Below are 23,946 nucleotides of genomic sequence, written 5' to 3'. Positions count from 1 at the left end.
CACGTCAGCCGCCGTGGACGACCCGGCCGGCGACCTCGGTGCGGGCGGCGGCCCAGGCGTCGCCGTCGGCCTCGAGCACCACACCGTCGCCCGCACCCGGCCCGCCGAGCAGGCGGGCCGGCGTCGCGCTCGCCATGGCCCACAGGGTGGCGGCGTCGAACGGCAGGTGCTCGGTGGCCCAGCGCACGCAGTCGAGCAGGCTCGCGCCCGACCCGGCCAGCAGGGACGTCCCGGCCAGCCGCAGCGCTCCGCCCGGCTCGACGGTGACCCGTCCGCCGACGCTGGTCTCGTACGTGCCCGGCGGCGCGCCGGCGAGCGGCGCGGCGTCGCTGACCAGCACGGACCGCTCCGGCGTCTTCGCCCGGATCATCGCGGTGAGGGTGTCGGCGGGCAGGTGGTGGCCGTCGGCGATGAACATCGCCGTCAGCCGGTCCTCGGCCAGCTGGGCCCAGAGGTGGTTGGGGTGGCGCGGCAGCACCGGCGCGCACCCGTTGCCGAGGTGGGTGCTGAGTGTGGCGCCGTGGCCGGCCGCGGCCCGGATGTCGGCGGCGTCGGGCGCGGCGTGACCGAGCGAGACGGCGACGCCGCGCCGCACGGCGTGTGCGACGTAGGCGGCGGCGCCGTCCGTCTCCGGCGCGACCGTGACGACGCGCACCAGGCCCTCGCTGGCGTCGATCCAGCGGTCCAGCTCGGCGGGGTCCGGCGGCCTGATCCAGGCCGGGTCGTGCGCGCCCCGGGCGCCGTCGGCCGCGGAGAGGTGCGGGCCCTCGACGTGGATGCCGGCGACGCTGTGCGCGATCAGCGGGCCGGCCCGGCGGGCGGCGGCGACGGCGCGCATGGCCGCCGTCAGCCGCGCCTCGCTCCCGGTGATCAGGGTCGGCAGGTACCGGGTGACGCCGGCCGTCCAGAGCTCCCGGGTGAGCGCGACGACGTCGTCGGCGGCGAGGTCGTCGCGGTTGAGGTCGATGCCGCGGAAGCCGTTGACCTGCAGGTCGACGAGCCCGGGCAGCCGGCCGGACGGCGGCGGCATCGCGGTCAGTCGATCCCGCTGGCGGCCGCGGCGTCCAGGTGCACCGTCGCGGCCGGGTGCCGGCGGATCGCGCTGGCCGGGCAGGCCGCGGAGATCGGGCCGGTCAGCGCCGCCGCCACCGCGGCCGCCTTCTGCCGCCCGAGCACGGTCGCGACCAGGGTGCGGGCGCTCAGCAGGGCCGGGACGGTCAGCGTGATCGCCCGGCCGGGCACGTCCTCGACCCGTCCGAACAGCCCGTCGGCCACCTGCTGCTGCCGCGACGCCGGGGCCAGCTCGACGGTCCGGACGAACCGGGTGTCGTCGAGGTCGGTGCCCGGCTCGTTGAACGCGATGTGCCCGTTGACGCCGAAGCCCAGGCAGGTCACGTCGACGGGCTCGGCGCGCAGCACCGCCTCGTAGCGCTCCGCCTCCGCCTCGGCGTCGCCGGACGGGTCGATGCGGGCGAACGACGCGAACCGGCCCACCGGGAGCCGCTCGGCCAGCCAGGCGCCGAACGCCCGCGGGTCGGCCGGATCGATGCCGATGTACTCGTCCATGTGCAGGCCGTGCACGCGCGACCAGTCGATCCGGTCGTCACCGGCCAGCCGGCTCAGCATCGCCTCCTGCGACGGCGCGCTGGCGAAGATCACCCGGGCCCGGCCCGAGGCCGCGATCGCGGCGACGATGGCATCGGCGGCCGCGCGCGCCGCGGAGGCGCCGGCCTCCTCGGCGGAGCCGGAGATGGTGACGGGGACGCCGTCGGTGGCGGGGATCGTCGTCATGGAGCGGGTTCCTCGTGTCTCTCTCGATGCGGGGGACGCGGGCGGATCAGGCGAGCCACTCGTCGAGGTGCGCGGCGACGAAGTCATCGTCGCGCAACTGCGGATGAGCGGCCCAGATCCGGTCGATCTCGTCGAGCTGGCCGGGCGAGAGCCGTTCGTGCGGGTCCAGGCACCAGGTGCCGGCCAGCAGTCCTTGCCGGCGTAGTACCTCATGGATGCCCGGGACACACCCGGCGAAGCCGCCGGCGGCGTCGAAGATGGCTCCGTTGGCGTCGGTCAGCGGTCCGTCGATGCCGTCGAGGGCCAGCCGCGCCGCCTGGTCGCCGTCGCGCGCGAGCCGGGCCAGCTCGAGCGTCTCGACGGCGCCCCGGGTCCACACCGACCACTGGCCGAGCAGCCCGCCGGCGAAGCGGGTGCGGCTGCCGTCGGCGTGCGCGAACGACGCGACCAGGTCACCGACGATGTGGTCGTCGTTGCCGGTGTAGAGCGTGACCGCGTCGCGCCTGGACGAGGCGGCGAGGCCGCTCACGATGTCCAGCGTGGCGTACCGGTCGAACGGCGCCGCCTTGACGCCGAGGACGCTCGGGATGTCGGCCAGCCGGGTCCAGTAGCCGCGGGAGTGCCGCCGGCCGCCGACCGCGGGCTGCAGCGCGAACCCGATGACGGGCAGCACGTCGCCCACCTTCCGGGCGCGGTCGAGGAGCGCGTCCTCGCTCCGGTCGCCGACGCCGTACGGGGCGAGGAGCACCGCGTCGTAGCCGAGCGAGGCCGCGAGCTCCGCCTCGGCGACCGCCTGATCGGTCTCGCCGACCACCCCGGCCACCAGCACGAGGTCCGGCGAGCCCTCCTTCCTGGCGGTATCGGCCACCAGTTCCAGCACCGGCCGCAGCAGGGCGGCGTGCGTCGTGTGGATCGCGAACTGGGTCGAGTGCACGGCCGCGGCCAGTCCGCCCGCGCCCGCGGCGAGGTAGTACCGCACCAGCGCACGCTGCCGGCGCTCGTCGAAGGACAACTCCTCGGTGAGCGCCAGCGGCATGGCCGGGATCACCGTCCCGGCGGCGAAGGTCTCCAGCGGCGCCATCAGAATCTCCCGTCCCTGACCTGGAATTTCGTGGGTCTGTCGAGCACCGTTCCGCCGGCGAGCAGCCACTCGGCCACGTCGCGCACCAGGTCGTCCGGGCTGCGCGCCGGGTAGCCGAACAGCGCGTGGCAGCGTGCGGCGTCGGCCAGCAGCGCCGTCGGCGCCTCCTGCCCGGTGACGGTGACCTCGCGGCCCAGCGCGGCGCCGAGCTTCCCGGCCAGCCGGCGCGTGGACAGCGTCTCGGGGCCGGTGAGATTGAGGACGAACTCGGGGGTGGCGGCGTGCCGCAGCGCCCGCAGGATGACCTCGTTCGCGTAGCCCTGCCAGACGAGGTTGACGTGCCCGGTGGTGACGTCGACCGGCTCGCCCGCGAGGATCTGCCGGCCGAGGTCGACGAGGATGCCGTAGCGCGGCTCGACCGCGTAGTTGAGCCGGATCAGCGCCAGCGGCGTGCCGTGCTCGCGGGCCGCGTGCGCGAGGACCCGTTCGCGCCCGAGACACGACATCGCGTACTCGCCCACGGGCCCGACCGGGTCGGCCTCACTTGCGCCGCCCGACGCCGTGGCCACCAGCGGGTACACGTTGCCGGTGGACAGCGCGACGATCCGCGCCGACCGGTACCGCTCGGCCACCTTTCCGGGCAGGTAGGCGTTGGTCGCCCACATGGCGGCCTCGTTGCCCTGCGTGCCGAACTTCGCCCCGACGAGGAAGATCACGTTCTCGGCGTCGGGCAGCGCGGCCAGGGCGGCGTCGTCGGCCACGTCGGCGGCGATGACGTGCGCACCGGCGGCCCGCAGCTCGTCGGCCACCGCGGCGTCGCCGAAGCGCGAGACGGCGTGCACCGTCGCCGGGGAGCCGGCCTCGGCCAGGGCCCGCAGGGCGAGCAGGACGAGGCTGGGCCCGAGCTTCCCGGCCGCGCCGAGCACGACGATGTCGCCCTGGACGTCGCGCAGGTCCTCGACCAGCGCCGCGCTCGGCGTGGCAAGAGCTCGATGGAGCTCGGGCAGCGTCTTCATGCGACACCTCGTCGATCGTGGGTCCGGGTGGGTTCAGCGCGTGTGCCGTCAGCATAGGTGCAAGCGGTTGCAATGCCAACCCTCGGACCACGGAACCGCGGCCTCGGCAGCCGTGGCCAGGCGCCGCCGCCCCGGCCGGGCGCCGGCGGCGTCGCGGCTAGGCGCCGGTGCCGCCGCGCCGGACGTGGGCGAGCACCGTCGCCACCAACTGGGCGACCGCCGCGGGCTCGGCGCCGCGGTCCGACACCAGGAGATGCCCGCCGCCGACCAGCGAGAGCGTCAGCGAGTCGATGTCGGCGTCGGGCGCGATGCGGCCGAGGTCGCGCTCGTCGGCCAGGTAGGCCGACACCGCGGACGCCACCTCGGCGAGGATCGCGATGCCGCCGCCGGGCCGGGCCTGACGCAGCCGGACCCGCAGCTCGTCGCGGAAGGTGACGAGCGGGATGATCGCCACCGGGACCGGCCCGAACAGGGTGGTCAGCGCGGCGGCGAGGTTGCCCTCGACGGTGCCGGAGCCGGCGGACTCGCGCAGCGCGCCGGCCTGCGCGTCGAGTTGCGCCGCGCGGTCGAGCACGAGCTCGGCGAGGAACTGGTCGAAGTCGGCGAAGTGGCGGTGCAGCACGCCCTTCGCGCAGCCCGCCTCACTGGTGACGGCGCGACTCGTCAGCCCGCTCGGCCCGTCGCGCAACAGCACCCGCTCGGCGGCGTCGAACAGCTGCTGCCGCGCGTCGCGCAGTTGCACTCCAGTCGGCACCCGCCCATCCTCTCCCGCCTCGCGCCCGTTGCCGAGTGGGCAACCGCCCACTAAAGTGACCGCATGCCCACTCTACCCGCCGGCCCGCACCGGGCCCGGCGCATGGCCGAGTCCTTCGGCACCGACCCGCAGCGCTACGACCAGGCCCGGCCGCGCTATCCCGACGCCCTGGTGGCGCGGATCACCGGCGGGCGCAGCGGCCTCGACGTGCTCGACGTCGGCTGCGGCACCGGCATCGCCGCGCGCCAGTTCCAGGCCGCCGGCTGCACCGTCACCGGCGTCGAACCGGACGCGCGCATGGCCGCCTTCGCGCGGGCCCGCGCCCTGCCCGTCGAGGTGGCGACGTTCGAGGCCTGGGACCCGCGGGACCGGACCTTCGACGTCGTCGTCGCCGCCCAGTCGTGGCACTGGGTCGATCCGGCCGCCGGCGCGGCCAAGGCGGCGCGGGTGCTGCGGCCCGGCGGGCGCCTGGCCGTCTTCGGCCACGTCTTCGAGCCGCCCGGCCCGGTGGCCGAGGCGTTCGCGGCCGCCTACCGCCGGGTCGCACCGGACTCGCCGTTCGGCGACCAGCCCGCTCGCCGTCCACTGGAGACGTACCAGGCGGGCTACGCCGCGGTCGCCGGCCGGCTGCGCGAGTCCGGGCGGTTCGACGAGCCCGAGCAGTGGCGGTTCGACTGGCGGCACACCTACCCGCGCGACCGCTGGCTGGACCTCATGCTCACCACCGGTGGCCTCACCGCGCTGCGCCCCGACCAGTCGGCCGAGGTCCTCGACGCGGTCGGGCGCGCCATCGACGCCCTCGGCGGGGCGTTCACCAGGGAGTTCACCACGCTCGCGACGACCGCCGTGCTGGCCGACTCCTACCGCGGCAGCGACACCGCCACGTAGCGCTGGATGTCGGTGTCCGGCAGGGGGACTGAGGCGGAGCGTCACCGCTCGTCGCGGTTGATCTCCCCGGGCGCCTCGAGCGCGTGCGCGACGGCCGCCGCGCTCGCCTTGATCGTCTCGATGAGGTGCGGCACCTCGACCTCACCGCTGTCGATCCGGGCGCTCGGGACCGGGCAGCTGATCGCCGCGACGACGCCGTCGCCCGTGCGCACCGGGGCGGCGACGCAGGAGACGCCCGAGGTGTGCTCGCCGTCGTCGGTGGCATAGCCGAGCTCGCGGACCTGGTCGATCACCGTGATCACCTCGTCACCCGACGTGATCGTCTTGGGGGTGTACCGGGTGAGCTCCCGTCCCGCGTAGTGCGCGCTGACGACCTCCGCCGGCAGGCCGCTGAGCAGCGCCTTGCCGATGCCGGTCACGTACGCCGGCAACCGGCTGCCGACGTGCGACACGAGCCGCAGCATCCGGGTGCCCTCGACCTTGTCGATGTAGATGACGTCGAAGTCGTCCAGCACGCCCAGCTGCACCGTCTCGTCGAGCTGCCGGCTCGCCTCGCGCAGCGCCCGGCGCGCGTGCACCGTGAGGTCGCGGTGGCGGCTGAAGGCCTGCCCCACCTCCCAGGGCCGGACGCCGATCAGGTACGTGCGCTCGCGCGGGTCGAAGGTGAGCCAGTGCATCGCCACGATCGTCTGCAGCAAGCCGTGCAGGCTGCTCTTCGGATAGGGCAGCTTCTCGACGAGGTCGACGAAGGTCAGCCCGTCGGGAAACCGGGCGACGAGCTCCAGCACTTCGAGCGTCCGCTGGGCGGACTTGACGTTCTGTGTCGGTTCGGCCATGCGGCCCATCACTCTCCGGTGCCGGTAGCGCTGGCAATTCTGGCATCGATCCCCGCGCGGGTGTCCCGCCGCTGCTCAGCGTGGCCGACCGCGCCAGGGAGTCGATCACGATGTGGCCGTGCTCCCCCTGGATCGTCGCCCGGCGTGGCCACGAGGGTGACGTCGAGCACGTCGGCGTCGACGACGAGGGCCGGCGTCGGCACGTCACGCAACTGGTCGCCGGTCACGAGCGGGCTCCGCTGCGGGCCGCGGCGCGGGAGGTGAGGACGCGTCCGGACATCGCGCCGGTCAGCCGCCCGTCCCGCACCGCCGGCACGCCGTTGACGAAGACGTGGTCGACGCCGATCGGGGCCTGACGCGGCTGGGCGTACGTGGCGGTGTCGCTGATCGTCGCCGGGTCGAAGACGACGACGTCGGCGCACGCTCCGGCCGCGACGACGCCGCGGTCCGGGAGGCGCAGGATCGACGCGCTCGCGCCGGTCATGTGCCGGATCGCCTCCGCGAGCGGCAGCACCCCGCCGCGGACGTACTCGCCGAGGACACGCGGGAAGGTGCCCCAGCCACGGGGGTGCGAGCCGGCGCCGACCAGGATGCCGTCGGTGCCGACGGTGTGGCGCGGATCGGCCATCAGGCGGCGCACGTGCTCCTCGATGCCGAAGTGCAGGGTGCACGTGGCCGAGAAGCGGGTGGCGACGACGATGTCGAGGTACTGCGCGCTCGGCGCGACGCCCGCCTCGGCGGCGATCTCGGCGACGGACCGGCCGATGATCTCCGGCGCCAGCCCGTCCGCGCTCGCGATGCGCACGGTGGTCCAGTCGACCGGGAGGCCCTGGCTGCCGTCGGTGCCCTCCTCGTCGAGGGCGACGGCGAGGTCGGCGCGCACCCGCGGATCCTGCAGGGCGGCGAGTTGCTGCGCCATCGACCCGGTCAGGACGCGGCCGGGCAGCAGCGCGTGCAGCGACGTCATGCCCGCCAGGTAGGGATAGCTGTCGAAGGTCAGCTCGACGCCGGCGTCCGCGGCGTCGTCGAACAGCGCGACGAGCTCGTCGATGCGGCCCCGGTTCTCCGGGAAGCTCAGGTGCGCGTGCGCCAGGTGCAGCCGCACGCCGGAGGCCGCGGCGATCTCGACGCACTCCGCGTAGCCGGCCAGGGCGTGCGAGCCGTAGTTGCGGTGATGCGGGCAGAAGTACCCGCCGGCCGCGGCGACCACCTCGCACAGCGCGATGAGCTCCGCGGTGTCGGCGAACGATCCCGGCGAGTACGTCAGCCCGGCGGACAGCCCGATGGCGCCGTCGTCGAGCGCCGCGGCGAGCAGCGACCGCATCAGCTCGAGCTCGTCGGGTTCCGGCGGTCCCGGCCGGTTCCCCATCGCGAGCAGCCGCAGGTTGGCGTGCGGGACGAGGAAGGCGGCGTTCACCGGGATCCCCTGCCGCAGCCAGGCCAGGTACTCGGCCACGCTGCTCCAGTTCCAGGCGATCTCCGGGCTCCCGTTCCAGCCGGACAGCTGCATGCGCAGGTGCTCGCGGGTCGTGTCGTCGATCGGCGCGACGCTCAGGCCGTCCTGGCCGAGCACCTCGGTGGTGATGCCCTGCAGCAGCCGCGACCCGTGGTCCGATGCGCGGATCTGGATGTCGGAGTGCGCGTGCATGTCGATGAAGCCCGGGGCCACCGCGCGGCCGCTGACGTCGAGGCGCTCGGTGCCGTCGCGGACCGGGAGTCCGGCGCCGACCGCGGCGATGCGGCCGGCCTCGATGAGCACGTCGGCGCGGAAGGGCTCGCCACCGCTCCCGTCGACGACCGTCCCTCCCACGAGAAGGTGGCTTCCCATCCGGCGACGCCTCTCCCCTGCGGGACCACCCGCAGTTTCACATTCGTGATGCTGGTTCTTGGACATGAACGCGTCCTTTAGACTACCAACGCCGGACGAGAGGACAAGGGTGACGACGTGATCGACGAGGACGACCGGCTGCGGCGGTTGTTCGCCGCCTGCTCGAACGCGGGCCGCTGGGGCGACGACGACGAGCTCGGCACGCTGAATTTCATCACCCCGGCCGTCCGCCGCGCCGCCCTGCACGAGGTGCGGCTCGGCGAGTCCGTGTCGATCGGCCTCGACCTCGACGTGCACCCGTCATCGAAGAACACCGACCCGCTCGTGCACGTCGTCGACCCGTATGAGCGCGATCCGCTCGCGGCCAGGGACCGCATCGAGATCGCGGCGCACGGCTTCTCCGTGACGCACCTCGACGCGGTCGCGCACGTGTTCTGGGAGGGCACGGCGTACAACGGCCGCGGCGCCCGCGAGATCCTCGGCGAGCGCGGCCTGCGGTTCGGGTCCGTCCACGCCGCCCGGGACGGCATCGTGACCCGGGGCGTCCTGCTGAACGTCGCCGCGGCCCGCGGGGTGCCCTGGCTGGAGCCGGGCGAGCGCGTCGGCGTGGCCGACCTCGAGGCGGCCGAGGCCCTCGCCGGTGCGCGGGTGGGCTCCGGCGACGCGGTGTTCGCGCACGTCGGCCTGGGGCGCCGCGAACGCGAGCAGGGGCCGGAGGACCCGTCGCTGCGGGCGGGCCTGGACGCGCAGTGCCTCGCGTGGCTGCACGAGCGCGAGGTCGCCGTGTGGAGCGGCGACTGCGTCGAGCGGCTGCCGTACCCGAGCACGGCCATGCCGCTCCCCCTGCACCAGATCGGGCTGGCGGCCATGGGCCTGTGCCTGCTGGACTGCCCGGACATGGACGCCCTCACCGCGGCCTGCGCGGCTCACCGGAGGGCGACGTTCGCGCTGGTCATCGCCCCCTTGCGGGTCCCCGGCGGCACCGGCACGCCGGTGAACCCGCTGGCCCTGTTCTAACCGGCCGGGGCGAGCTCGACGCGCAGCTCCACGAGGAGTGAGGATCGGTCCCGTTCACCGATCCGGCTCGAGCCGGCTCCGCTCGCTCGCCATGCCGCTGCCGCTCTCGACGGCGGCGGCCTCGGCCTTGGCGTCCTCGACCGCCGCCTCGGCCAGCTGGGCCACCTGGTCGGCGGCGGCAGCGGCGTCGGCGGGCAACGGAGCGCCGGCGGCCAGTTCGCGGTGACCGTCGTGGTCGAGCTCGGCCGGCCGCTCGTCGTCGGCGGCCGGTGGCGTGCCGGTGCTGGAGTAGTCGCCGAAGGCGCTGGTGACCGACCGGATCGCCTCGGTGAGCTCGCCGGGGATGACCCAGAACGTGTTGTTGTCGCCGTCGGCCAGGTGCGGCAGCGTCTCGAGGTACTTGTACGCGAGCACCTTCGGGTCGGCGTTGTTCTGGTGCACCGCCTGGAAGACCCGCTCGATGGCGCGCGCCTCGCCGTCGGCGCGCAGGATCATCGCCTGTTGGTTGCCCTGCGCCTCCAGGATCTCCTGCTGCCGGGTGCCCTCGGCGGTGAGGATCTTCGACTGCCGCTCCCCCTCGGCGTGCAGGATCACGGCGCGCTTGTCGCGTTCGGCCCGCATCTGCTTCTCCATGGCCTCCTTGATGGTGGCCGGCGGATCGATCGCCTTGATCTCGACCCGGTTCACCCGGATGCCCCACTTCCCCGTCGCGTCGTCGAGCACGGTGCGCAACTGGGCGTTGATGACCTCGCGGGAGGTGAGCGTCTTCTCGAGATCCATGCTGCCGATGACGTTGCGCAGCGTCGTGACCGTCAGCTGGTCGATGGCCTGCAGGTAGTTGGCCACCTCGTACGCGGCCGCGCGCGGGTCGGTGATCTGGTAGTAGAGGACGGTGTCGATGTTGACCACCAGGTTGTCCTCGGTGATGACCGGCTGCGGCTGCGAGGTGAAGACGTGCTCACGGACGTCGAGCTTGGTGTTGATGCGGTCGACCATCGGGATGATGAAGTTCAGGCCGGGCTGCAGCGTGGTGCGGTAGCGGCCGAACCTCTCGACGTTGTAGCGGCGGGCCTGCGGCACCACGCGGACCGTCGAGGCGACCCCGAAGATCACCACGGCGGCGAGGACGATGATGAGCACCAGGAGTTCCATGTCTCCTCCTTCGTCGTTGTCAGGGGAGCAGTTCCCGGGGGTAGACGATGGCCGTGGCGCCCTCGATCTCCATGACGTCGACCAGCGCGCCCACCGGGATCACGTGGTCGTCGTCCAGCGTCCGCGCGGACCAGGTCTCGCCGGACAGCTTGATCAGCCCGTGCTCGGCGGTGACCTCTTCGATCACGACGGCCTTCTTGCCCACCAGCGCGTCGGAGCCCTCGCTCGTCAGCGGCGGATGACTCATGTGCTGGCGCGCGACCGGCCGCACGACCAGCAGCCCGGCGGCGCCGGCCAGGGCGAACGCGGCGATCTGCAGCACCCAGGCGCCACCGAGGCCGGCCACGACCGCCGCGATCAGCGCCGCACCGGCGAGCAGGCCGAGCGCGAACGTGAGCGTGAAGAACTCGGCCGCGCCCAGCGCCGCGGCCACCAGCAGCCACACGATCCACGCCATCGAACCGACCTCCCGCACATACAGGACGGTCCTCCTTAATCTAGCTCGCCGCACGCCCGTTCCGGAGGGCCGGCGAGCAAGGATGGGTGGTAGAACCCATTCACACGCCCCGACCACGTCCGTTGACTTGTCGCATGGAGTCGTGGGCGAGCCGGAGTAGCTGGGCCGACGGTGCCGGCTGAGCTCGAGCTGGCCGTCTCCGTAGGCATGCTCTGTGCGGCGGTGGGCTTCACGGTGGGGCTGACGGTCGGCCGCGGCCGGCAGCCGCGGTGGGCGGAGAAGGGCAGCATCGTCCACAAGGTCTCCATCGGGTTCGCCACCCTCGACCGCCTCGACGCCGTCCTGCTCCGCTTCGAGGTCGAGCCGGAGTCCCGGCTGGCCGGTGTGGAGGTCGACGAGCTGCGACTGCCCGCCGGGTCGGCCGTCTCCCTGATCACCCGCCGGCCACGGGTCCTGGTGCCCGACGGGCGCACGGTGCTTCGCGCCGGTGACCAGGTCCTCGTCGTCGCCGCCCGCGACCAGGTCGGCGCCGTGGAGGACCGGCTGCGCTCGGTGAGCCGGCTGGGCCGGCTGGCCGGCTGGTACGAAGGGCTGGCGCCCGCCGGCCACACGCTGGCGCTGGCCGTGCGCAGGAGACCTGGGTGATCCTCACCTCCGCGGCCATCTCCATCTTCCTCGTCAGCTACGCGCTCATCGCCACCGAACGCGTCCACCGGGTCGCCGCGGCCCTCGGCGGCGTCGGGGCGATGATCCTGATCGGCGTGGTCGACGCCGAGACGGCCTTCTTCGACCACGAGACCGGCATCGACTGGAACGTCATCTTCCTGCTGTTCGGGATGATGGTGATCGTCGGCGTGCTCAAGCAGACCGGTCTGTTCGAGTTCCTGGCGCTGTGGGCGGCTCGCACCTCGCGCGGGCGGCCCTACCGGCTGCTCGTCCTGCTGGTGCTGGTCGCCGCGACCGTCGCACCCATCCTCGACAACGTCACCTGCGTGCTGCTCGTCGCCCCGGTGACGTTGTCGGTGTGCCGCAGCCTCGGGCTGCCGCCGGCGCCGTACCTCATCTCGCTGATCCTGGCATCCAACATCGGCGGCACCTCGACGCTGATCGGAGACCCGCCGAACATCATCATCGGCAGCCGGGCCGGGCTGAGCTTCGTCGACTTCCTCGTCCACTCCCTGCCGCTCACCGTCGTCCTGCTGGTCGTGTTCGTGCTGCTCGCGCGGGTACTGTTCCGGCGCCAGCTGGCCACCCGGATCGACGTCGACGGCCTGCTCGGCGACATCCGGCCCCGCGACGCCATCACCAACATGCGGCTGCTGGTGCGCTGCCTGGTGGTGCTGGGGCTGGTCATGGTCGCCTTCAGCCTGCACACCGTGCTGCACCTCGACCCCTCGATGGTCGCGATGCTGGGCGCCGGGGTGACCGTGCTGGTCTCGCGCACCACGCCGGAGGAGTTCCTCGAGGAGGTCGAGTGGGCGACCCTGGCGTTCTTCATGGCGCTGTTCGTCCTCGTCGGGTCGCTGGTGCAGGTCGGCGTCATCGGCGAAATCGGCCGGTTCGCCGCGGAGGCGATGGGCGACCGCGAGTTCCTCGGCGCGACGGCGCTGCTGTTCGGGTCGGGCGTCATCGGGGCCTTCGTCGACAACATCCCCTACACCACCGCCATGGTGCCCATCGTCGAGGACATGGTCGCCGCGACACCGTCGTCCGGCCCCGAGAGCCCGCTCTGGTGGGCGTTCGTCTTCGGCGCCGACCTCGGCGGCAACGCCACCGCCGTCGCCGCGGGCGCGAACGTCGTCGTCCTCGGCATCGCCGCGAAGGCCGGAGAGCCGATCAGCTTCTGGGGGTTCACCAAGTACGGCATCGTGGTCACCGCGGTGACGCTCCTGCTCGCCTGGCTCTACGTCTTCCTCCGCTACTTCGCTTTCGCCTGAGGCGACGTGGAATCTGCCAGGCTGGTGCCATGAGACGGGAGCTGTCGCTGCCGTTGTTCTGGCGCGTGTGCCTGATCAACGGCGCCGTCTTCGTGCTCGGAACGCTCGCCCTGGTGCTCACGCCGGCGACGGTGTCGGCGCGGACGCTGTGGTCCGAGGTCCTCGTCCTGTCCCTCGGCCTGGCCGTCATCGTCGCTCTCAACGCGGTCCTGCTGCGCTCGGTGCTGCGGCCGCTGGACCGCCTCACCGCGGTCATGGGCACCATCGACCTGCGCCGTCCCGGCCGGCGGCTGGACGAGGACGGCGCCGGGCCGGCCAGGCCGCTGGTGGCGGGGTTCAACGCGATGCTCGAGCGGCTGGAGGCCGAGCGCACCGCCAGCACCACCCGGGCCCTGCACGCGCAGGAGGCCGAACGGCAGCGCATCGCCCAGGAGCTGCACGACGAGGTCGGGCAGAGCCTCACCGCCGTGCTGCTCGGCCTCAAGCACGCCGCCGACGGCGCCTCGCCCGACGTCGCCGCCGAGCTGGAGCAGGTCCGCGACACCACCCGGACCAGCCTGGAAGAGGTCCGCCGGATCTCCCAGCGCCTGCGCCCCGGCGTCCTGGCCGACCTCGGCCTGCTGAACTCGCTGTCCAGCCTGGCCAGCGACCTCACCGCCCGCACCGGCATCCCCGTCACCCGCGGGTTCCTGCCCGGCCTGCCCGCGCTGAGCCGCGAGGCCGAGCTGGTCACCTACCGGGTGGCGCAGGAGGCCCTGACCAACGTGGCCCGGCACGCCCACGCGCACGCCGTGGAGCTCGGGCTGACCCGCCGGGGTGACACCCTCACCCTCAGGGTCGCCGACGACGGCGTCGGCGGCGCCGACGCGACGGCCGGTGCCGGCATCCAGGGGATGCAGGAGCGCGCCCGCATGGTCGGCGGCCGGCTCGAGTTGCGCTCGCGCCGCGGCGCCGGCACCGAGGTGATCCTCGAGCTCCCCGTCGCGGAGCCGCCGTCATGACCGTCCGGATCCTGCTCGCCGACGACCACGCCCTGGTGCGCGGCGGCATCCGGCGCATCCTCGAGGCCGAACCCGACCTCACCGTCGTCGCCGAGGCCGCCACCGGCGCCGAGGCGGTCGAGCTCGCCCGCGCCACCGTGCCCGACCTCGCCATCCTCGACGTCTCCATGCCCCGGCTCACCGGCCTGCAGGCCGCCCGCGAGATCGCCCGCCGCGCCCCGTCCGTGCGCACCCTCATGCTGTCGATGCACGACAACGAGCAGTACTTCTTCGCCGCCCTGCAGGCCGGCGCCTGCGGCTACGTCCTGAAGTCCGCGGCCGACGAAGACCTCGTGGCCGCCTGCCGGGCCGCCATCCGCAACGAGCCGTTCCTCTACGCCGGCGTCGCGGGCACCCTCGTCCGCGACTTCCTCGACCGCATGCGCCGCGGCGAGCGGGTGCCCCAGGGCGTGCTCACCGAGCGCGAGGAGGAGGTCGTGAAGCTCATCGCCGAGGGCTACACCTCCAAGCAGATCGCCGCCCAGCTCGTCATCAGCCACAAGACCGTCGAGCGCCACCGCGCCAATGTCCTCGCCAAGCTCGGCATGCGCGACCGCACCGAGCTCACCCGCTACGCCGTCCGCGCCGGCCTCATCGAGCCCTGACGCCGCACGGGCCCTACCCGAGCCCGTGGTCCGCTGCCCGATCCAGGAGCCAGGCCTCGGTGTCAGGCCAGGCCACTTCCAGGCGGCCGTTCAGTTCTTCGTGGTCGTATCCCTCGTACTGCCGCCAGGGCACACCCCGGGCACTCAGGCCGGCGGCGAGCTCGCTGCCGGGCAGGACCATCCCGACCGCGTCGTGATCGCGGTCGCCCCAGAAGCAGTAGAGCGGGCAGGGCGCGTCGTCCACCAGCGCATCCGGGGGCAGCAGGCTCAGCCGGCGGTAGAAGGCGGCGCCGGCGCGGGGGTCGAATCGCGACTCCATCGCCGCCCATGTGCCGGGGTCGTTCTCCAGCCGCGCCAACTGCCCGTCGACGTCGCGGGAGGTGATGCCGTAGTCGCCGAGCAGCGGGAACCCTCCGGAGGCGACGGCCGCCACGCTCGCGTGCTCGGCGAGCCGCAGCGCCAGCCACGGACCGCACGCACCGGTGAACGAGTAGCCGAAGCAGAGGAAGCGCGGATGACCGAGGTGCCGGGCCACCGCCAGCAGGTCCGTCGCCCACAGGTCCGGCTGAGCCGGCCCGGCCGCGCGTGAGCTGCGGCCGTAGTCGCGCGGTGACGCCACGATCAGGGTGAACCGGCGGGCCATCAACCGCTCGAACCCGGGGTCCCAGGTGTAGTTGCACTCCGGCGCGAGGAGGGGCGGCCCGCTGCCGGACACCCGGAACGCGATCCGGGCGCCGTCCACGCTCAGGAACTCCATGCGCGAAGGTTAGAGGCATGAACCCGCCGCCGATGGCCATGTGTCCGGCCTCTCGGCGAGGATCGGCGGCATGACAGAGCTGTTCTCGGGCGAGGTGTCGGTGCACTACGGATTCGCGCACCTGCTGACCAACGGGCCCGAGGAGCCGGCCATGCCCGACGTCGCGCGGCGGGGGCAGCGCAACGGCCTGGCCGGGGCCGCGGTGGCGCACCAGGTGCACCTCATCACCGGACTGCACACCGGGTCGGTCGCCTTCACCGTCGCGTGGTCGGCCGCCGAGCCGCCGCCGGACGACCAGTGGGACGAGGTCGTCGAGGTGTCCCTCGACGTCGCGAAGACGAGCGGGGCGCTCACGAGCTTCGACGACCTGCACCCGCTGACGCTGCCGGCCGCCGGGTCGCACCGGGTCCGCTACAGCGCCGCGGGGTTCGCGGCCGGCCGTCAGGTCGACACCGCGCGGCCCGGCCCGGACCGCTACCTCCTGCAGCTCTGGCCGGCTCCACCGGCACCCGACCGGATCGTCCGCCAGACCAGCGCGCACGCCGCCTACTGGCACGACGTCGCCTGGAAGGAGTGACGCGGCCGTCAGTTCCCGACGGCCGGCAGGCAGCCGCCGTCGACGATGCCGCCGCCGATGTCGAGGGTGACCTCGGTGTCGCGGATCTCGCCGTAGACGCAGCCGGTCCCGACGTCCACACCGATGGACAGCCCGCCCATCGACACCTCGGACGACCCGTGGCCCTGGACGCTGTCGTAGCCGAGCGGCTCGAGGACGGCGCGGGCGTCGTCGACCGTCAGCGGACCGGCCGCGACGGCCTCGGTGAGGGCCGCCACGATGCGGGCGTGGTGCTCGACCGCCTCGCCCCGCCCGCCCGGCGGCAGCACGCTGCGCTCCCGGTAGGCGTCGTTGGCGCGCATGCCGGCGTCGGGGTCGTAGCCCACGCAGTCGTCCGGCATCGGCTGGTCGTGCACCGACGGGCAGGCGCCGGTGGCGGACGAACCGGCGCGCCCGTCGGCGGCCGTCGTGCCGCAGCCGGCGAGGCAGGCGACGGCCAGGAGGGAGAGCGCGGCGACGGCCTTCACCGGCCCAGCGAACCGCACCGCGACCACGATGTCGACCCCACCCGGGGTCATTGCTTGAGGCGGATGACGTACTCGTAGCGGTCGCCCGGGGAGGCCGAGCGGACGAACTCGATGGGCGCTCCCCGGTGGTTGCTGGTCCACCGGTAGATGCTGAGCAGCGGCGTGTCCTTCGGCACCCCGAGCGCGACGGAGTCCTCGGCGCTGGCCGCCTCGGCCCGGATCACCTCGGTCGCCTCGGCCGGCCGCTCGTCGGACAGGTCGGCGAGCAGCGCGTAGAGCGACTGCCGGGCCAGCAGCTCGTCCTCGGCGATGCCGGCGGCGAGGGCGTCGGGCAGCCACGACTGCATGCGGCAGAACGCCCGGCCGTCGGCGGTGCGGACGCGCTCGACGCACCAGATGCGGGAGCCGCGCAGGAAGGTGGTCGCGTCGGCCGGAGGGTCGTCGTCGATCGCGACCGAGACGTCCCGGATGCCGGGCTGCTTGCCCAGTTCGCGCAGCGTGTCGGTGAAGCTCTTGAGGTCGCCGAGCACGTGCGAGACGCCCTGAGCGGCGACGAAGGTGCCCTTGCCCTGCTGGCGCCGGATGACGTTGGCCGACTCCAGGACGTCCAGCGCCTGCCGGATGGTCGTCCGGGACACCTCGAACGTCTGCGCGAGCGTGTGCTCACTCGGCAGTTTGGTCGCCGGCTGCCAGCGGCCGGCCTCGATGTCGGCCCGGAGCGAGTCTGCCACCCGTTGATACGCCGGCCTCATGCCACCTCCACTTGTCACAACAAGTCTTGCACATGTACCTACAAGTTGCTACGGTCCCGGCCATCGGCTCCCTCCAGGTCCGATACGCCGGCAACCGGTTCGCAGAAAGAGGATCCCGTATGGCCCAGCAGTCTGTCCCCACCCCCGGCCTCGATCGAGAGTGGGAGTTCACCCAGCTGCAGGACAGGGTGCACGGCTCGCTCGCCACCGCCGTCATCGGCGACGCTCTCGGCGCGCCGACGGAGCAGCGCAGCATCCGGGAGATCCGCGACCTCTGGGGCGGACGGGTCGAGGTGTTCCACGAGCCGCCGGCCGACTCCCCCTACGCCAAGGGCCGCAAGCCCGCGCAGATCACCGACGACTCCAGCCAGATGCTGCTGCTGGCGGAGGAGTTCATCAAGGGCAACGGTGCGGTGACCGCCGCCGCCGTCGCGCAGATGATCCTCGGCTGGTCGGAGAACCCGGACTACTTCCCGCACTTCGCCGGGCCGAGCACACGGCGTTCGGTCGAGGCGCTGCGCGGCGGCGCCGACCCGGAGACCATCGGCGCGGCGGGCCGCGAGACGACCATGGGCACCAGCAACGGCGGCGCCATGCGGGTCGCGCCGGCCGGCCTGGTCAACCCGGGCAACCTCCGCGCCGCCGTCGAGGCCGCCGCGATCACCTGCCGGCCCAGCCACTTCACGAACGTCGGCGTCGCCGGCGCGGGTGCGATCGCCGCCGCCGTCTCCATCGCCCTCGCCGACGACGCGACCCTCGTCGACGTCGTCCGGGCGGCCCGGGCCGGCGCCCGGCTGGGCGCTGAGATCGGCGGCCGCGACGGACGCGACGCCGCCGGCGCCAGCGTCGAGGCGCGCATCGAGCTGGCCGTCAAGATCGCCATCGCCAGCGACGACATCGACCAGGCGGTGGCCCGCATCGCCGACTACGTCGGCACCGGACTGCACGCCGCCGAGGCGGTGCCCGCGGCCATCGGGTTCGTGGTCGCGGCGGCCGGCGACCCGTGGCTGACGGTGGTGGCCGCGGCCAACGCGGGCGACGACACCGACACCGTCGCCTGCATGGCCGGATCGATCGCCGGCGCCCTGTCCGGGTTCGGGCAGGTCCCGCGCGACGCCTACCAGGCGGTGCTCGACGCCAACCAGCTCGACATCGCGGGGGTCGCGCGCCGGCTGACCGGCGTGGCCGCCCTCCCCAAGCCGTCCCAGTCCTGATGCATCTCCGTGTTCGTCCTGCCAGGAGGTAGACCCATGAAGGTCAGAAGGTTCGCCGCGACCGCGGCCGCCACGCTGACGGCGGCGCTGGTGCTCGGCGCCTGCGGCCCCGCGTCGCCGTCGAACGAGACGGACGGCTCGGCCGGTGCGGAGCTCAACGCCGGTCAGGACTACGATCCGCGGGCCTTCGAGGGCAGCGAGATCAACCTGATGCTGATCGAGCACCCGTTCGTCGCGTCGGTGCAGCCGCTGCTCGAGCAGTTCGAGGAGGAGACCGGCATCACCGTCGACGTCGAGGTCCTCAACGAGCAGCAGGGCTTCGACAAGCTGCAGGCCGATCTCTCGTCCGGCGTCGGAAACTACGACGTCTTCATGACCGACCCGCTGCACAACTGGCAGTACGCGGCCGCGGGCTGGCTGGAGCCGCTGGACAGCTACGTGGACAACCCGGCCGTGACCATGCCGGAGTACGCCGTCGACGACTTCGTCCCCGGCGTGCTCGACGCGGGCCGGTGGAACCGCGAGCTGCTGACCGGCCTGGGCGAGGGCGACCTGTGGGCGCTGCCGATCAACTTCGAGTCGTACAACCTCACCTACCGGCCGAGCGTGTTCGAGGCCGCGGGCGTGCAGGTGCCGCAGACCTATGACGACGTCCTCGCCGCGACCGAGCAGTTGGCCGCCGCGGAGACCACGAGCGGCGTCTTCCCCATCGTCACGCGGTTCGACAAGTACTGGGACCTGCCCTACCTGACCTTCGCCAGCATGGCCCAGGCCTACGGGGTGCGGCTGCTGGACGACGACGGCGAGGTGGCGATCGCCACCGACACCGCGGCCGAGGTCACCGACCTGTTCATCGACATCGTCAAGAAGGGCTCGCCGCAGGACGCGTCGGCGTTCACCTGGTACGAGGTGCTGCAGGGCATGGCCAGCGGCCGGTTCGCCATGGCCCTCAACGAGGCCGACCTGTTCGCGCCCACCTACGAGGACGCGGCCGAGTCGAACATCGCCGACGACGTCGGCTACGCCCTGGTGCCCGAGGGCCCGGAGGGCCGGTTCGCCAGCGCCTGGATCTGGCAGCTGAGCATGGCGTCGGCGTCGGAGGAGAAGGGCGCCGCCTGGACCTTCCTGCAGTGGCTGACCAGCCCGGACGTGCTCGTCCAGACCAACCTGGCCGGCAACATGAACCCGGTGCGGGCGTCGGCGTGGGAGAACGAGGAGCTGGCCGGCCTGGTCGACTCGTGGGGCAGCACCGCGGGCGAGTACCGCCAGGTGCTGGAGGAGACCGCCGAGATCGCCGAGATCCGGTTCCCGCCGCACCCCGAGCTGACCCGGGCGCTGGACATCTGGGCGGAGGCGATCCAGAAGTCGTTCTTCGACGGCAACACGAAGCAGAACCTGGAGTCCGCCCGCGACGAGATCGCCGGATTCCTCGCCCAGTGACACCTGGGGCCACGAACCCAAGGGAGCGAACGTGAGCACCAACACCCCGGTGACCGTGCGCCGCCGGAGCGGGTCCGGCGCGCCGGCCGGCTCCGGCCGCCCGGGCCGCGCCGGCCCACGGCGCAGGCGGACCGCACGGGTCCACCTGCTGATGCTGGCCCCGGCGTTCCTGCTGGTCATCGGCATCCTCGTGCCATTCGTGCAGGGCGTCGTCAAGAGCTTCACCAACGAGAAGGCGTACATCGCCAACCCGTCGTTCATCGGGCTGGACAACTACATCGCGCTGTTCTCCAACGAACGGTTCCGCACCGGGCTGCTGCTGACGCTGCTCTACGTCGTGGTGGTGCTCGCGGTGCAGCTGCCGCTGGGGCTCGGGATCGCAGTGCTGCTCGAGCGGTCGACCGTGGTCCGCCGCATCGGCCGCAACATCCTGGTGCTGCCGCTGCTCATCCCGCCGATCGTCGCCGGGCTGATGTGGAAGACCATGATGCAGCCCAGCGCCGGCGTGCTGAACTACCTGCTCGCCTTCGCCGGCGTGGGCGACATCCCGTGGCTGACCGACCCGTCCACCGCGCTGCTGTCCGTCGTCCTGATCGACACCTGGGCGTTCACCCCGTTCAGCGCGCTGATCATGCTGGCCGGGCTGCAGTCGATGCCCGACTACCTGCGGGAGGCGGCGCACGTCGACGGGGCCTCCCGGTGGCAGGCGTTCCGGTACGTCAGCCTGCCGTGGCTGGCGCCGTACATCGTGCTCGTCGCGCTGTTCCGGGTGGCCGACTCGCTCAAGCAGTTCGACTTCATCTGGCCGGTGACCCGGGGCGGGCCGCTGAACTCCACCCGGCTGCTGCACGTGCAGGGCTACGAGGAGGCGTTCCGCTTCTCCAGCCCGGCCATGGCGATGGCCATCATCTTCGTCCTGTGGATCATCGTCTACGGCGTGAGCTTCTTCCTGCTCCGGCTGTGGCGCCGAACTGTCAACGCGGTGGAGTGACATGACCATGCGAGCTGCCGGCTCCAAGGCCGGTTTCACCATCGCCTTCGCGGCCCTGACCGTCTTCCTGCTGTTCCCGCTGGTGTGGGTGCTGCTGATGTCGTTCAAGGGCTACGGCGACGTCATCGACTACCCGCCGAAGTTCCTCTTCGGCCCGACCCTGGAGAACTACCGCGAGGTGCTGTTCGGCGGCGGCGGGGGCATCGAGTCCACGTCGGGCGAGTTCAGCGGGTACCTGCTCAACTCGATCATCGTGTCCGGCGGTGCGGTGCTGTTGTCGCTGCTGGTCGGCGTGCCGGCGGCGTACGCGCTGAGCCGGAACCGGATCGCCGGCGGCGACAACCTGGCGTTCACGTTCCTGTCGCTGCGCTTCGCCCCCGAGCTGGCGGTGATCATCCCCCTGTACGCGATCTTCCAGCAGATCCGCCTGTACGACAGCTACCTCGGGCTGATCCTGGCGCACCAGCTGATCACCATCCCGCTGGTGATCTGGATCGTGCGGACGTTCCTCGCCGACGTCCCGGTCGAGGTCGAGGAGGCCGCCGAGATCGACGGCTGCGGGCAGTGGCGGGTGCTGCTGTCCGTCGTGGCGCCGATCATCCGGCCGGGCATCGCCAGCGCCGGCATCCTGGCGTTCGTGTTCAGCTGGAACAACCTGCTGATGGGCCTGGTGCTGTCCGGGCCGAACACCCGGCCGGTGACGGTCGGCATCCTGCAGGCCATCGGTTTCGACCAGGTACGGTGGGGCTGGATGGCCGCCGCCGCGATGATCGCGGCCGTGCCAGGCATGATCATCGCCATCTACCTGCAGCGTCACCTGGTCCGTGGCCTCACCATGGGCGTCGGCAAGTAGCGCCGGCACGCACAGTGCGGAAGGAAAGTCAGATGGAAGAGCTCCGGGTCATCCAGGCCGGCGTCGCCACGTTCTTCGGCCGTCCGATGGCGACCGTCGACGGCCTGGGCGACGCCAGGGCCGCGATCACCGGGATCCCGTGGGACGAGGGCAACGCGGGCCGCAACGGCGCCAACATGGGGCCGCGGGCGTTCCGCGACGCGTCCAGTTGGTTCTTCGGCTACGACGCGCAGCGTGGGTTCGACCTCTGGGAGGAACTGCCCACGGTCGACGTCGGCGACGTGCCGGTGATGCCGCCGAACGCGGCCCGCACCATGGACCTCATCGAGGAGCACGTGTACCGCGTCCGGTCCCAGGGCGTGCTGCCGGTCTCCGTCGGCGGGAACCACGCGCTGGCCATCGGCGCCGCCCGGGGCGCGGCCCGCACGGTGCCGAAGATGGGCTACCTCAGCATCGACGCGCACCTCGACACCGCCTACGGCTGGGGCGGCGAGACGCTGACCAGCGGGTGTCCGACCATGCGGGCCGCCGAGATCGAGAACGTCGACCCCGCCAACGTCGTCGTCTTCGGGGTGCACGGCTGGCTGAACCCGCGCGACCAGGTCGAGGCGGCGGCTGAGCAGGGCATCCGCTGGTACGGCATGGAGGAGATCCTGCGGCTCGGGGTCGAGCGGGCCATCGACCAGGCCATCGAGCGCGCGCTCGACGGCGTCGACGGCCTGTACGTGAGCTTCGACCTCGACTCGGTGGACGCCTCTGCCTTCCCCGGCACCGGCACCCCGGAGCCGGGCGGCTTCACGTCCCGCGAGACGCTCGCCATCGCCCGGGCGCTGGGCCGGGCCAGACCGATCGCGATGGACCTCGTCGAGATCGCCCCGATCTACGACCTGTCCGGCATCAGCGTCCGGCTGGCCTGCGCGACGGCGATGGAGATGCTCTCCGGAGCGGCGGGACGGTGACTCCGGTCATCGCGGTCGTCGGCGACATCGCCGTCGACTACACCATCGTCACCGACCACGACCGGGCGCAGGACGAGAAGGTCCCGGTGGCGTCGTCGTCGTGGGAGCTGGGCGGCACGGCGGCCAACGTCGCGGCCCAGATCGCCAAGCTCGGCGGCCGGGCCGCGCTCGTCGGCGACGTCGGCGCCGACCCGTGGGGCGGCTGGCTGCTGGACCGGCTGGGCGGGCTCGGGGTGGACACCACCGCCGTGCGGCAGCTTCCCGGCAGGTCCACCGTCGTGACCATCGTGCACGACGCCGCCCGTCGCACGCTCTACGTCGACCGCGGCGTGACCGGCCGGGCGCCGGTCCCGGTCGAGGCGGCGTCCGGCGCCGATCTGGTGTACGTCAACTACGCGCCGGAGGCCGTGCCCGCGCTCGTCGAGGCGGGCCTGGCCGCCCGGACGATGCTGGGCCTGGAGCACTGGATGCTCGACACCCCGGGGCTGGCCGAGTGCCTGCCGCGGCTGCGTGCCGTCGTCACCAACGAGGCCGGGCTGGCCGAGCTGCGCCGGCGCCGGCTCCGGCTCGGGGTGGACGTGGTCGTGACGCTGGGCGAGCGGGGCGCCACGCTGATGCGCGACGACGAGATCGTCCATCACGAGCCCGCGCTGCCGGTGACCGCCGTCGACCCGACCGGCGCCGGCGACGCCTTCGCCGGCGCGCTGTGCCACGCCGTCGTCGGCGGCCGGACCCTGCGCGCGGCCATGTCCTCCGCCGTCGTCGCCGGTGCGCTGGCCACCCAGGCGCTCGGCGCCCAAGCCGCCCAGCCCGACGCCGCCCAGCTGGCGGCAGCGGTGCGGGCGGCCGACGCTCACGAGTAGGTCACCGACCACGCCTGGAAGGGCGACGTCGAGCACTTCTGCGTGAACACGATGGTGCCTTCGGGCCCCGCATGGACGCCGTTCCATGGAGCACGTTCTTGATCGCCTGGTTCTGATGGATCCAGCGCTGGCTCAACAGGTCGCTCCAGCAGCCTTGTAGCGAGAGGTACGGCTCGGGCCAGTCGCCACCCCAGGGGCTGACGCACTTCCCGGTCTGGAGACTGATCAGCCATCCACCGTTCCACCAGCCCCATTTCTGCCCGGCATCGGTGGAGTTGCACTTCCCGTAATAAATGTGCCGCTCGTTGGAATCCAGGCAGATGCCCGTCGTGGGGTTCCGGATCCGGAACGGCCCAGGCGTGCCGGGGCGGATAGTCGGCCGCCGCCTGGACGGCCGCCTCGTTCGACTCGGCGGCGACATCGCCGGGTCGGGCCGTGCGGCCGGGATGTCATCCGCTGGTGTCCTGGTCTCAGGTGAATCTTCCTCACTGCGGTGCGCTCCCCTGAGTCCGGCCGACTCGATCTCGGTGACGAGAGCAGCCAACCCCGCGCATGCCTTCACCTCGGCGTCACGTTGCCCTCCCGGCGCAACATTCTTGAACGATAGTTCTACTTGTACTAACGTTCAAGAA

The 23,946-nt window shown here is 72.8% G+C and carries 27 protein-coding genes; 13 read left to right on the top strand and 14 right to left on the bottom strand.

The annotated features are described in order from the left end of the window. Window positions 1-4 precede the first annotated feature (4 nt). From BLV02_RS34090 to BLV02_RS34070, 5 genes are all read right to left on the bottom strand, one after another. On the bottom strand, window positions 5-1,030 hold the full coding sequence (locus tag BLV02_RS34090; protein ID WP_069111412.1) for an N-acetylglucosamine-6-phosphate deacetylase: 1,026 nt from the start codon (window positions 1,028-1,030) through the stop codon (window positions 5-7). Between the two features lie 5 nt (window positions 1,031-1,035). After that, window positions 1,036-1,791, bottom strand: coding sequence for a 6-phosphogluconolactonase (locus BLV02_RS34085; protein ID WP_069111413.1), 756 nt, complete (start codon window positions 1,789-1,791; stop codon window positions 1,036-1,038). A gap of 46 nt (window positions 1,792-1,837) precedes the next feature. Further along, on the bottom strand, window positions 1,838-2,872 hold the full coding sequence (locus tag BLV02_RS34080; RefSeq protein ID WP_069111414.1) for a dihydrodipicolinate synthase family protein: 1,035 nt from the start codon (window positions 2,870-2,872) through the stop codon (window positions 1,838-1,840). Further along, the gene (locus tag BLV02_RS34075; protein WP_069111415.1) at window positions 2,872-3,888 is read right to left on the bottom strand and encodes an NAD-dependent epimerase/dehydratase family protein; all 1,017 of its coding nucleotides are present in this window, start codon (window positions 3,886-3,888) and stop codon (window positions 2,872-2,874) included. Before BLV02_RS34075 ends, BLV02_RS34080 begins: the two co-directional genes overlap by 1 nt. Before the next feature lie 157 nt (window positions 3,889-4,045). Further along, a complete protein-coding gene (locus BLV02_RS34070; RefSeq protein ID WP_069111416.1) occupies window positions 4,046-4,642 on the bottom strand; it encodes a TetR/AcrR family transcriptional regulator in 597 nt (198 codons plus the stop codon). Window positions 4,643-4,705: 63 nt separating this feature from the next. Between BLV02_RS34070 and BLV02_RS34065 the strand changes: the two genes are divergently transcribed. Beyond that, window positions 4,706-5,530 carry a class I SAM-dependent methyltransferase gene (locus tag BLV02_RS34065; RefSeq protein WP_069111417.1) on the top strand — a complete coding sequence of 275 codons (825 nt, stop codon included), beginning with the start codon at window positions 4,706-4,708 and terminating at the stop codon, window positions 5,528-5,530. A gap of 41 nt (window positions 5,531-5,571) precedes the next feature. Here the strand turns inward: BLV02_RS34065 and BLV02_RS34060 are convergent, their stop codons facing one another. The 3 genes from BLV02_RS34060 to BLV02_RS34055 are packed head-to-tail and all read right to left on the bottom strand — an operon-like array spanning window position 5,572 to window position 8,176. Continuing rightward, window positions 5,572-6,366 carry an IclR family transcriptional regulator gene (locus tag BLV02_RS34060; RefSeq protein WP_069111574.1) on the bottom strand — a complete coding sequence of 265 codons (795 nt, stop codon included), beginning with the start codon at window positions 6,364-6,366 and terminating at the stop codon, window positions 5,572-5,574. An 8-nt stretch (window positions 6,367-6,374) separates the two neighbouring features. Further along, window positions 6,375-6,593: a hypothetical protein gene (locus BLV02_RS36175; protein WP_141711569.1), complete on the bottom strand. Its 219-nt coding sequence runs from the start codon at window positions 6,591-6,593 to the stop codon at window positions 6,375-6,377. Then, on the bottom strand, window positions 6,590-8,176 hold the full coding sequence (locus BLV02_RS34055; protein ID WP_216094217.1) for an N-acyl-D-amino-acid deacylase family protein: 1,587 nt from the start codon (window positions 8,174-8,176) through the stop codon (window positions 6,590-6,592). The genes BLV02_RS36175 and BLV02_RS34055 overlap by 4 nt, the downstream gene beginning before the upstream one ends. 135 nt (window positions 8,177-8,311) lie before the next feature. On the opposite strand from BLV02_RS34055, the gene BLV02_RS34050 reads away from it, so the two are divergent. Beyond that, window positions 8,312-9,211, top strand: a complete 900-nt coding sequence (locus BLV02_RS34050) for a cyclase family protein (RefSeq protein ID WP_083288624.1) — start codon at window positions 8,312-8,314, stop codon at window positions 9,209-9,211. A 54-nt stretch (window positions 9,212-9,265) separates the two neighbouring features. Here the strand turns inward: BLV02_RS34050 and BLV02_RS34045 are convergent, their stop codons facing one another. Both BLV02_RS34045 and BLV02_RS34040 read right to left on the bottom strand, forming a co-directional pair. Next, the gene (locus BLV02_RS34045) at window positions 9,266-10,363 is read right to left on the bottom strand and encodes an SPFH domain-containing protein (RefSeq protein ID WP_069111419.1); all 1,098 of its coding nucleotides are present in this window, start codon (window positions 10,361-10,363) and stop codon (window positions 9,266-9,268) included. A gap of 19 nt (window positions 10,364-10,382) precedes the next feature. Next, complete coding sequence (locus BLV02_RS34040) at window positions 10,383-10,820, bottom strand: NfeD family protein (protein ID WP_069111576.1); 438 nt, start codon at window positions 10,818-10,820, stop codon at window positions 10,383-10,385. A gap of 171 nt (window positions 10,821-10,991) precedes the next feature. Here BLV02_RS34040 and BLV02_RS34035 point away from each other — a divergent pair, with 171 nt between their 5' ends. From BLV02_RS34035 to BLV02_RS34020, 4 genes are read left to right on the top strand one after another with little or no spacing between them, the layout of a single operon-like run. Next, the gene (locus tag BLV02_RS34035; protein WP_069111420.1) at window positions 10,992-11,465 is read left to right on the top strand and encodes a TrkA C-terminal domain-containing protein; all 474 of its coding nucleotides are present in this window, start codon (window positions 10,992-10,994) and stop codon (window positions 11,463-11,465) included. After that, the gene (locus BLV02_RS34030; RefSeq protein ID WP_216094218.1) at window positions 11,462-12,757 is read left to right on the top strand and encodes an ArsB/NhaD family transporter; all 1,296 of its coding nucleotides are present in this window, start codon (window positions 11,462-11,464) and stop codon (window positions 12,755-12,757) included. The genes BLV02_RS34035 and BLV02_RS34030 overlap by 4 nt, the downstream gene beginning before the upstream one ends. Window positions 12,758-12,786: 29 nt before the next feature. Further along, on the top strand, window positions 12,787-13,758 hold the full coding sequence (locus BLV02_RS34025; RefSeq protein ID WP_069111421.1) for a sensor histidine kinase: 972 nt from the start codon (window positions 12,787-12,789) through the stop codon (window positions 13,756-13,758). Next, entirely contained in the window at window positions 13,755-14,402 is a 648-nt protein-coding gene (locus tag BLV02_RS34020; RefSeq protein WP_069111422.1) for a response regulator, read from the top strand. Before BLV02_RS34025 ends, BLV02_RS34020 begins: the two co-directional genes overlap by 4 nt. A 13-nt stretch (window positions 14,403-14,415) precedes the next feature. Here the strand turns inward: BLV02_RS34020 and BLV02_RS34015 are convergent, their stop codons facing one another. Beyond that, entirely contained in the window at window positions 14,416-15,159 is a 744-nt protein-coding gene (locus BLV02_RS34015) for an alpha/beta fold hydrolase (RefSeq protein WP_069111423.1), read from the bottom strand. Between the two features lie 70 nt (window positions 15,160-15,229). Here BLV02_RS34015 and BLV02_RS34010 point away from each other — a divergent pair, with 70 nt between their 5' ends. Continuing rightward, the gene (locus BLV02_RS34010) at window positions 15,230-15,736 is read left to right on the top strand and encodes a hypothetical protein (RefSeq protein WP_069111424.1); all 507 of its coding nucleotides are present in this window, start codon (window positions 15,230-15,232) and stop codon (window positions 15,734-15,736) included. 8 nt (window positions 15,737-15,744) lie between these two features. On the opposite strand, the gene BLV02_RS34005 is transcribed toward BLV02_RS34010, so the two are convergent. Together BLV02_RS34005 and BLV02_RS34000 are read right to left on the bottom strand one after the other, a co-directional pair. Beyond that, window positions 15,745-16,293, bottom strand: a complete 549-nt coding sequence (locus tag BLV02_RS34005; protein WP_069111425.1) for a hypothetical protein — start codon at window positions 16,291-16,293, stop codon at window positions 15,745-15,747. Beyond that, on the bottom strand, window positions 16,290-16,973 hold the full coding sequence (locus tag BLV02_RS34000; protein ID WP_069111426.1) for a GntR family transcriptional regulator: 684 nt from the start codon (window positions 16,971-16,973) through the stop codon (window positions 16,290-16,292). Before BLV02_RS34000 ends, BLV02_RS34005 begins: the two co-directional genes overlap by 4 nt. Before the next feature lie 140 nt (window positions 16,974-17,113). Here BLV02_RS34000 and BLV02_RS33995 point away from each other — a divergent pair, with 140 nt between their 5' ends. The 6 genes from BLV02_RS33995 to BLV02_RS33970 are packed head-to-tail and all read left to right on the top strand — an operon-like array spanning window position 17,114 to window position 23,314. Further along, window positions 17,114-18,208, top strand: coding sequence for an ADP-ribosylglycohydrolase family protein (locus BLV02_RS33995; protein WP_069111427.1), 1,095 nt, complete (start codon window positions 17,114-17,116; stop codon window positions 18,206-18,208). A gap of 36 nt (window positions 18,209-18,244) precedes the next feature. Further along, window positions 18,245-19,648 carry an ABC transporter substrate-binding protein gene (locus BLV02_RS33990; RefSeq protein ID WP_069111428.1) on the top strand — a complete coding sequence of 468 codons (1,404 nt, stop codon included), beginning with the start codon at window positions 18,245-18,247 and terminating at the stop codon, window positions 19,646-19,648. Window positions 19,649-19,679: 31 nt separating this feature from the next. Then, a complete protein-coding gene (locus tag BLV02_RS33985; protein ID WP_083288627.1) occupies window positions 19,680-20,639 on the top strand; it encodes a carbohydrate ABC transporter permease in 960 nt (319 codons plus the stop codon). Between the two features lies 1 nt (window position 20,640). Next, entirely contained in the window at window positions 20,641-21,492 is an 852-nt protein-coding gene (locus BLV02_RS33980; protein ID WP_083288628.1) for a carbohydrate ABC transporter permease, read from the top strand. A gap of 32 nt (window positions 21,493-21,524) precedes the next feature. After that, window positions 21,525-22,451, top strand: coding sequence for an agmatinase family protein (locus BLV02_RS33975; RefSeq protein ID WP_069111429.1), 927 nt, complete (start codon window positions 21,525-21,527; stop codon window positions 22,449-22,451). Further along, complete coding sequence (locus BLV02_RS33970) at window positions 22,448-23,314, top strand: carbohydrate kinase family protein (protein WP_069111430.1); 867 nt, start codon at window positions 22,448-22,450, stop codon at window positions 23,312-23,314. The genes BLV02_RS33975 and BLV02_RS33970 overlap by 4 nt, the downstream gene beginning before the upstream one ends. 1 nt (window position 23,315) lies before the next feature. Here BLV02_RS33970 and BLV02_RS38660 read toward each other — a convergent pair whose 3' ends face one another. Next, the gene (locus BLV02_RS38660; RefSeq protein WP_354595849.1) at window positions 23,316-23,735 is read right to left on the bottom strand and encodes a ricin-type beta-trefoil lectin domain protein; all 420 of its coding nucleotides are present in this window, start codon (window positions 23,733-23,735) and stop codon (window positions 23,316-23,318) included. Window positions 23,736-23,946 lie beyond the last annotated feature (211 nt).

Origin of the sequence: Jiangella alba, from assembly GCF_900106035.1 — a bacterium.
In the GTDB taxonomy this organism is placed as follows: Bacteria; Actinomycetota; Actinomycetes; order Jiangellales; family Jiangellaceae; genus Jiangella; species Jiangella alba.
The sequence above is the reverse complement of the archived record's forward strand: the minus strand, read 5'-3'. Positions and strand labels throughout refer to the sequence as shown.

Excerpts from the sequence above, each read along its gene's own strand:
- BLV02_RS34090 (WP_069111412.1), bottom strand. The coding sequence starts at position 1,030 with ATGCCGCCGCCGTCCGGCCGGCTGCCCGGGCTCGTCGACCTGCAGGTC.
- BLV02_RS34085 (WP_069111413.1), bottom strand. The coding sequence starts at position 1,791 with ATGACGACGATCCCCGCCACCGACGGCGTCCCCGTCACCATCTCCGGC.
- BLV02_RS34080 (WP_069111414.1), bottom strand. The coding sequence starts at position 2,872 with ATGGCGCCGCTGGAGACCTTCGCCGCCGGGACGGTGATCCCGGCCATG.
- BLV02_RS34075 (WP_069111415.1), bottom strand. The coding sequence starts at position 3,888 with ATGAAGACGCTGCCCGAGCTCCATCGAGCTCTTGCCACGCCGAGCGCG.
- BLV02_RS34065 (WP_069111417.1), top strand. The coding sequence starts at position 4,706 with ATGCCCACTCTACCCGCCGGCCCGCACCGGGCCCGGCGCATGGCCGAG.
- BLV02_RS34060 (WP_069111574.1), bottom strand. The coding sequence starts at position 6,366 with ATGGCCGAACCGACACAGAACGTCAAGTCCGCCCAGCGGACGCTCGAA.
- BLV02_RS34045 (WP_069111419.1), bottom strand. The coding sequence starts at position 10,363 with ATGGAACTCCTGGTGCTCATCATCGTCCTCGCCGCCGTGGTGATCTTC.
- BLV02_RS34040 (WP_069111576.1), bottom strand. The coding sequence starts at position 10,820 with ATGGCGTGGATCGTGTGGCTGCTGGTGGCCGCGGCGCTGGGCGCGGCC.
- BLV02_RS34025 (WP_069111421.1), top strand. The coding sequence starts at position 12,787 with ATGAGACGGGAGCTGTCGCTGCCGTTGTTCTGGCGCGTGTGCCTGATC.
- BLV02_RS34020 (WP_069111422.1), top strand. The coding sequence starts at position 13,755 with ATGACCGTCCGGATCCTGCTCGCCGACGACCACGCCCTGGTGCGCGGC.
- BLV02_RS34015 (WP_069111423.1), bottom strand. The coding sequence starts at position 15,159 with ATGGAGTTCCTGAGCGTGGACGGCGCCCGGATCGCGTTCCGGGTGTCC.
- BLV02_RS34010 (WP_069111424.1), top strand. The coding sequence starts at position 15,230 with ATGACAGAGCTGTTCTCGGGCGAGGTGTCGGTGCACTACGGATTCGCG.
- BLV02_RS34005 (WP_069111425.1), bottom strand. The coding sequence starts at position 16,293 with ATGACCCCGGGTGGGGTCGACATCGTGGTCGCGGTGCGGTTCGCTGGG.
- BLV02_RS33995 (WP_069111427.1), top strand. The coding sequence starts at position 17,114 with ATGGCCCAGCAGTCTGTCCCCACCCCCGGCCTCGATCGAGAGTGGGAG.
- BLV02_RS33990 (WP_069111428.1), top strand. The coding sequence starts at position 18,245 with ATGAAGGTCAGAAGGTTCGCCGCGACCGCGGCCGCCACGCTGACGGCG.
- BLV02_RS33980 (WP_083288628.1), top strand. The coding sequence starts at position 20,641 with ATGACCATGCGAGCTGCCGGCTCCAAGGCCGGTTTCACCATCGCCTTC.
- BLV02_RS33975 (WP_069111429.1), top strand. The coding sequence starts at position 21,525 with ATGGAAGAGCTCCGGGTCATCCAGGCCGGCGTCGCCACGTTCTTCGGC.
- BLV02_RS38660 (WP_354595849.1), bottom strand. The coding sequence starts at position 23,735 with ATGTCGCCGCCGAGTCGAACGAGGCGGCCGTCCAGGCGGCGGCCGACT.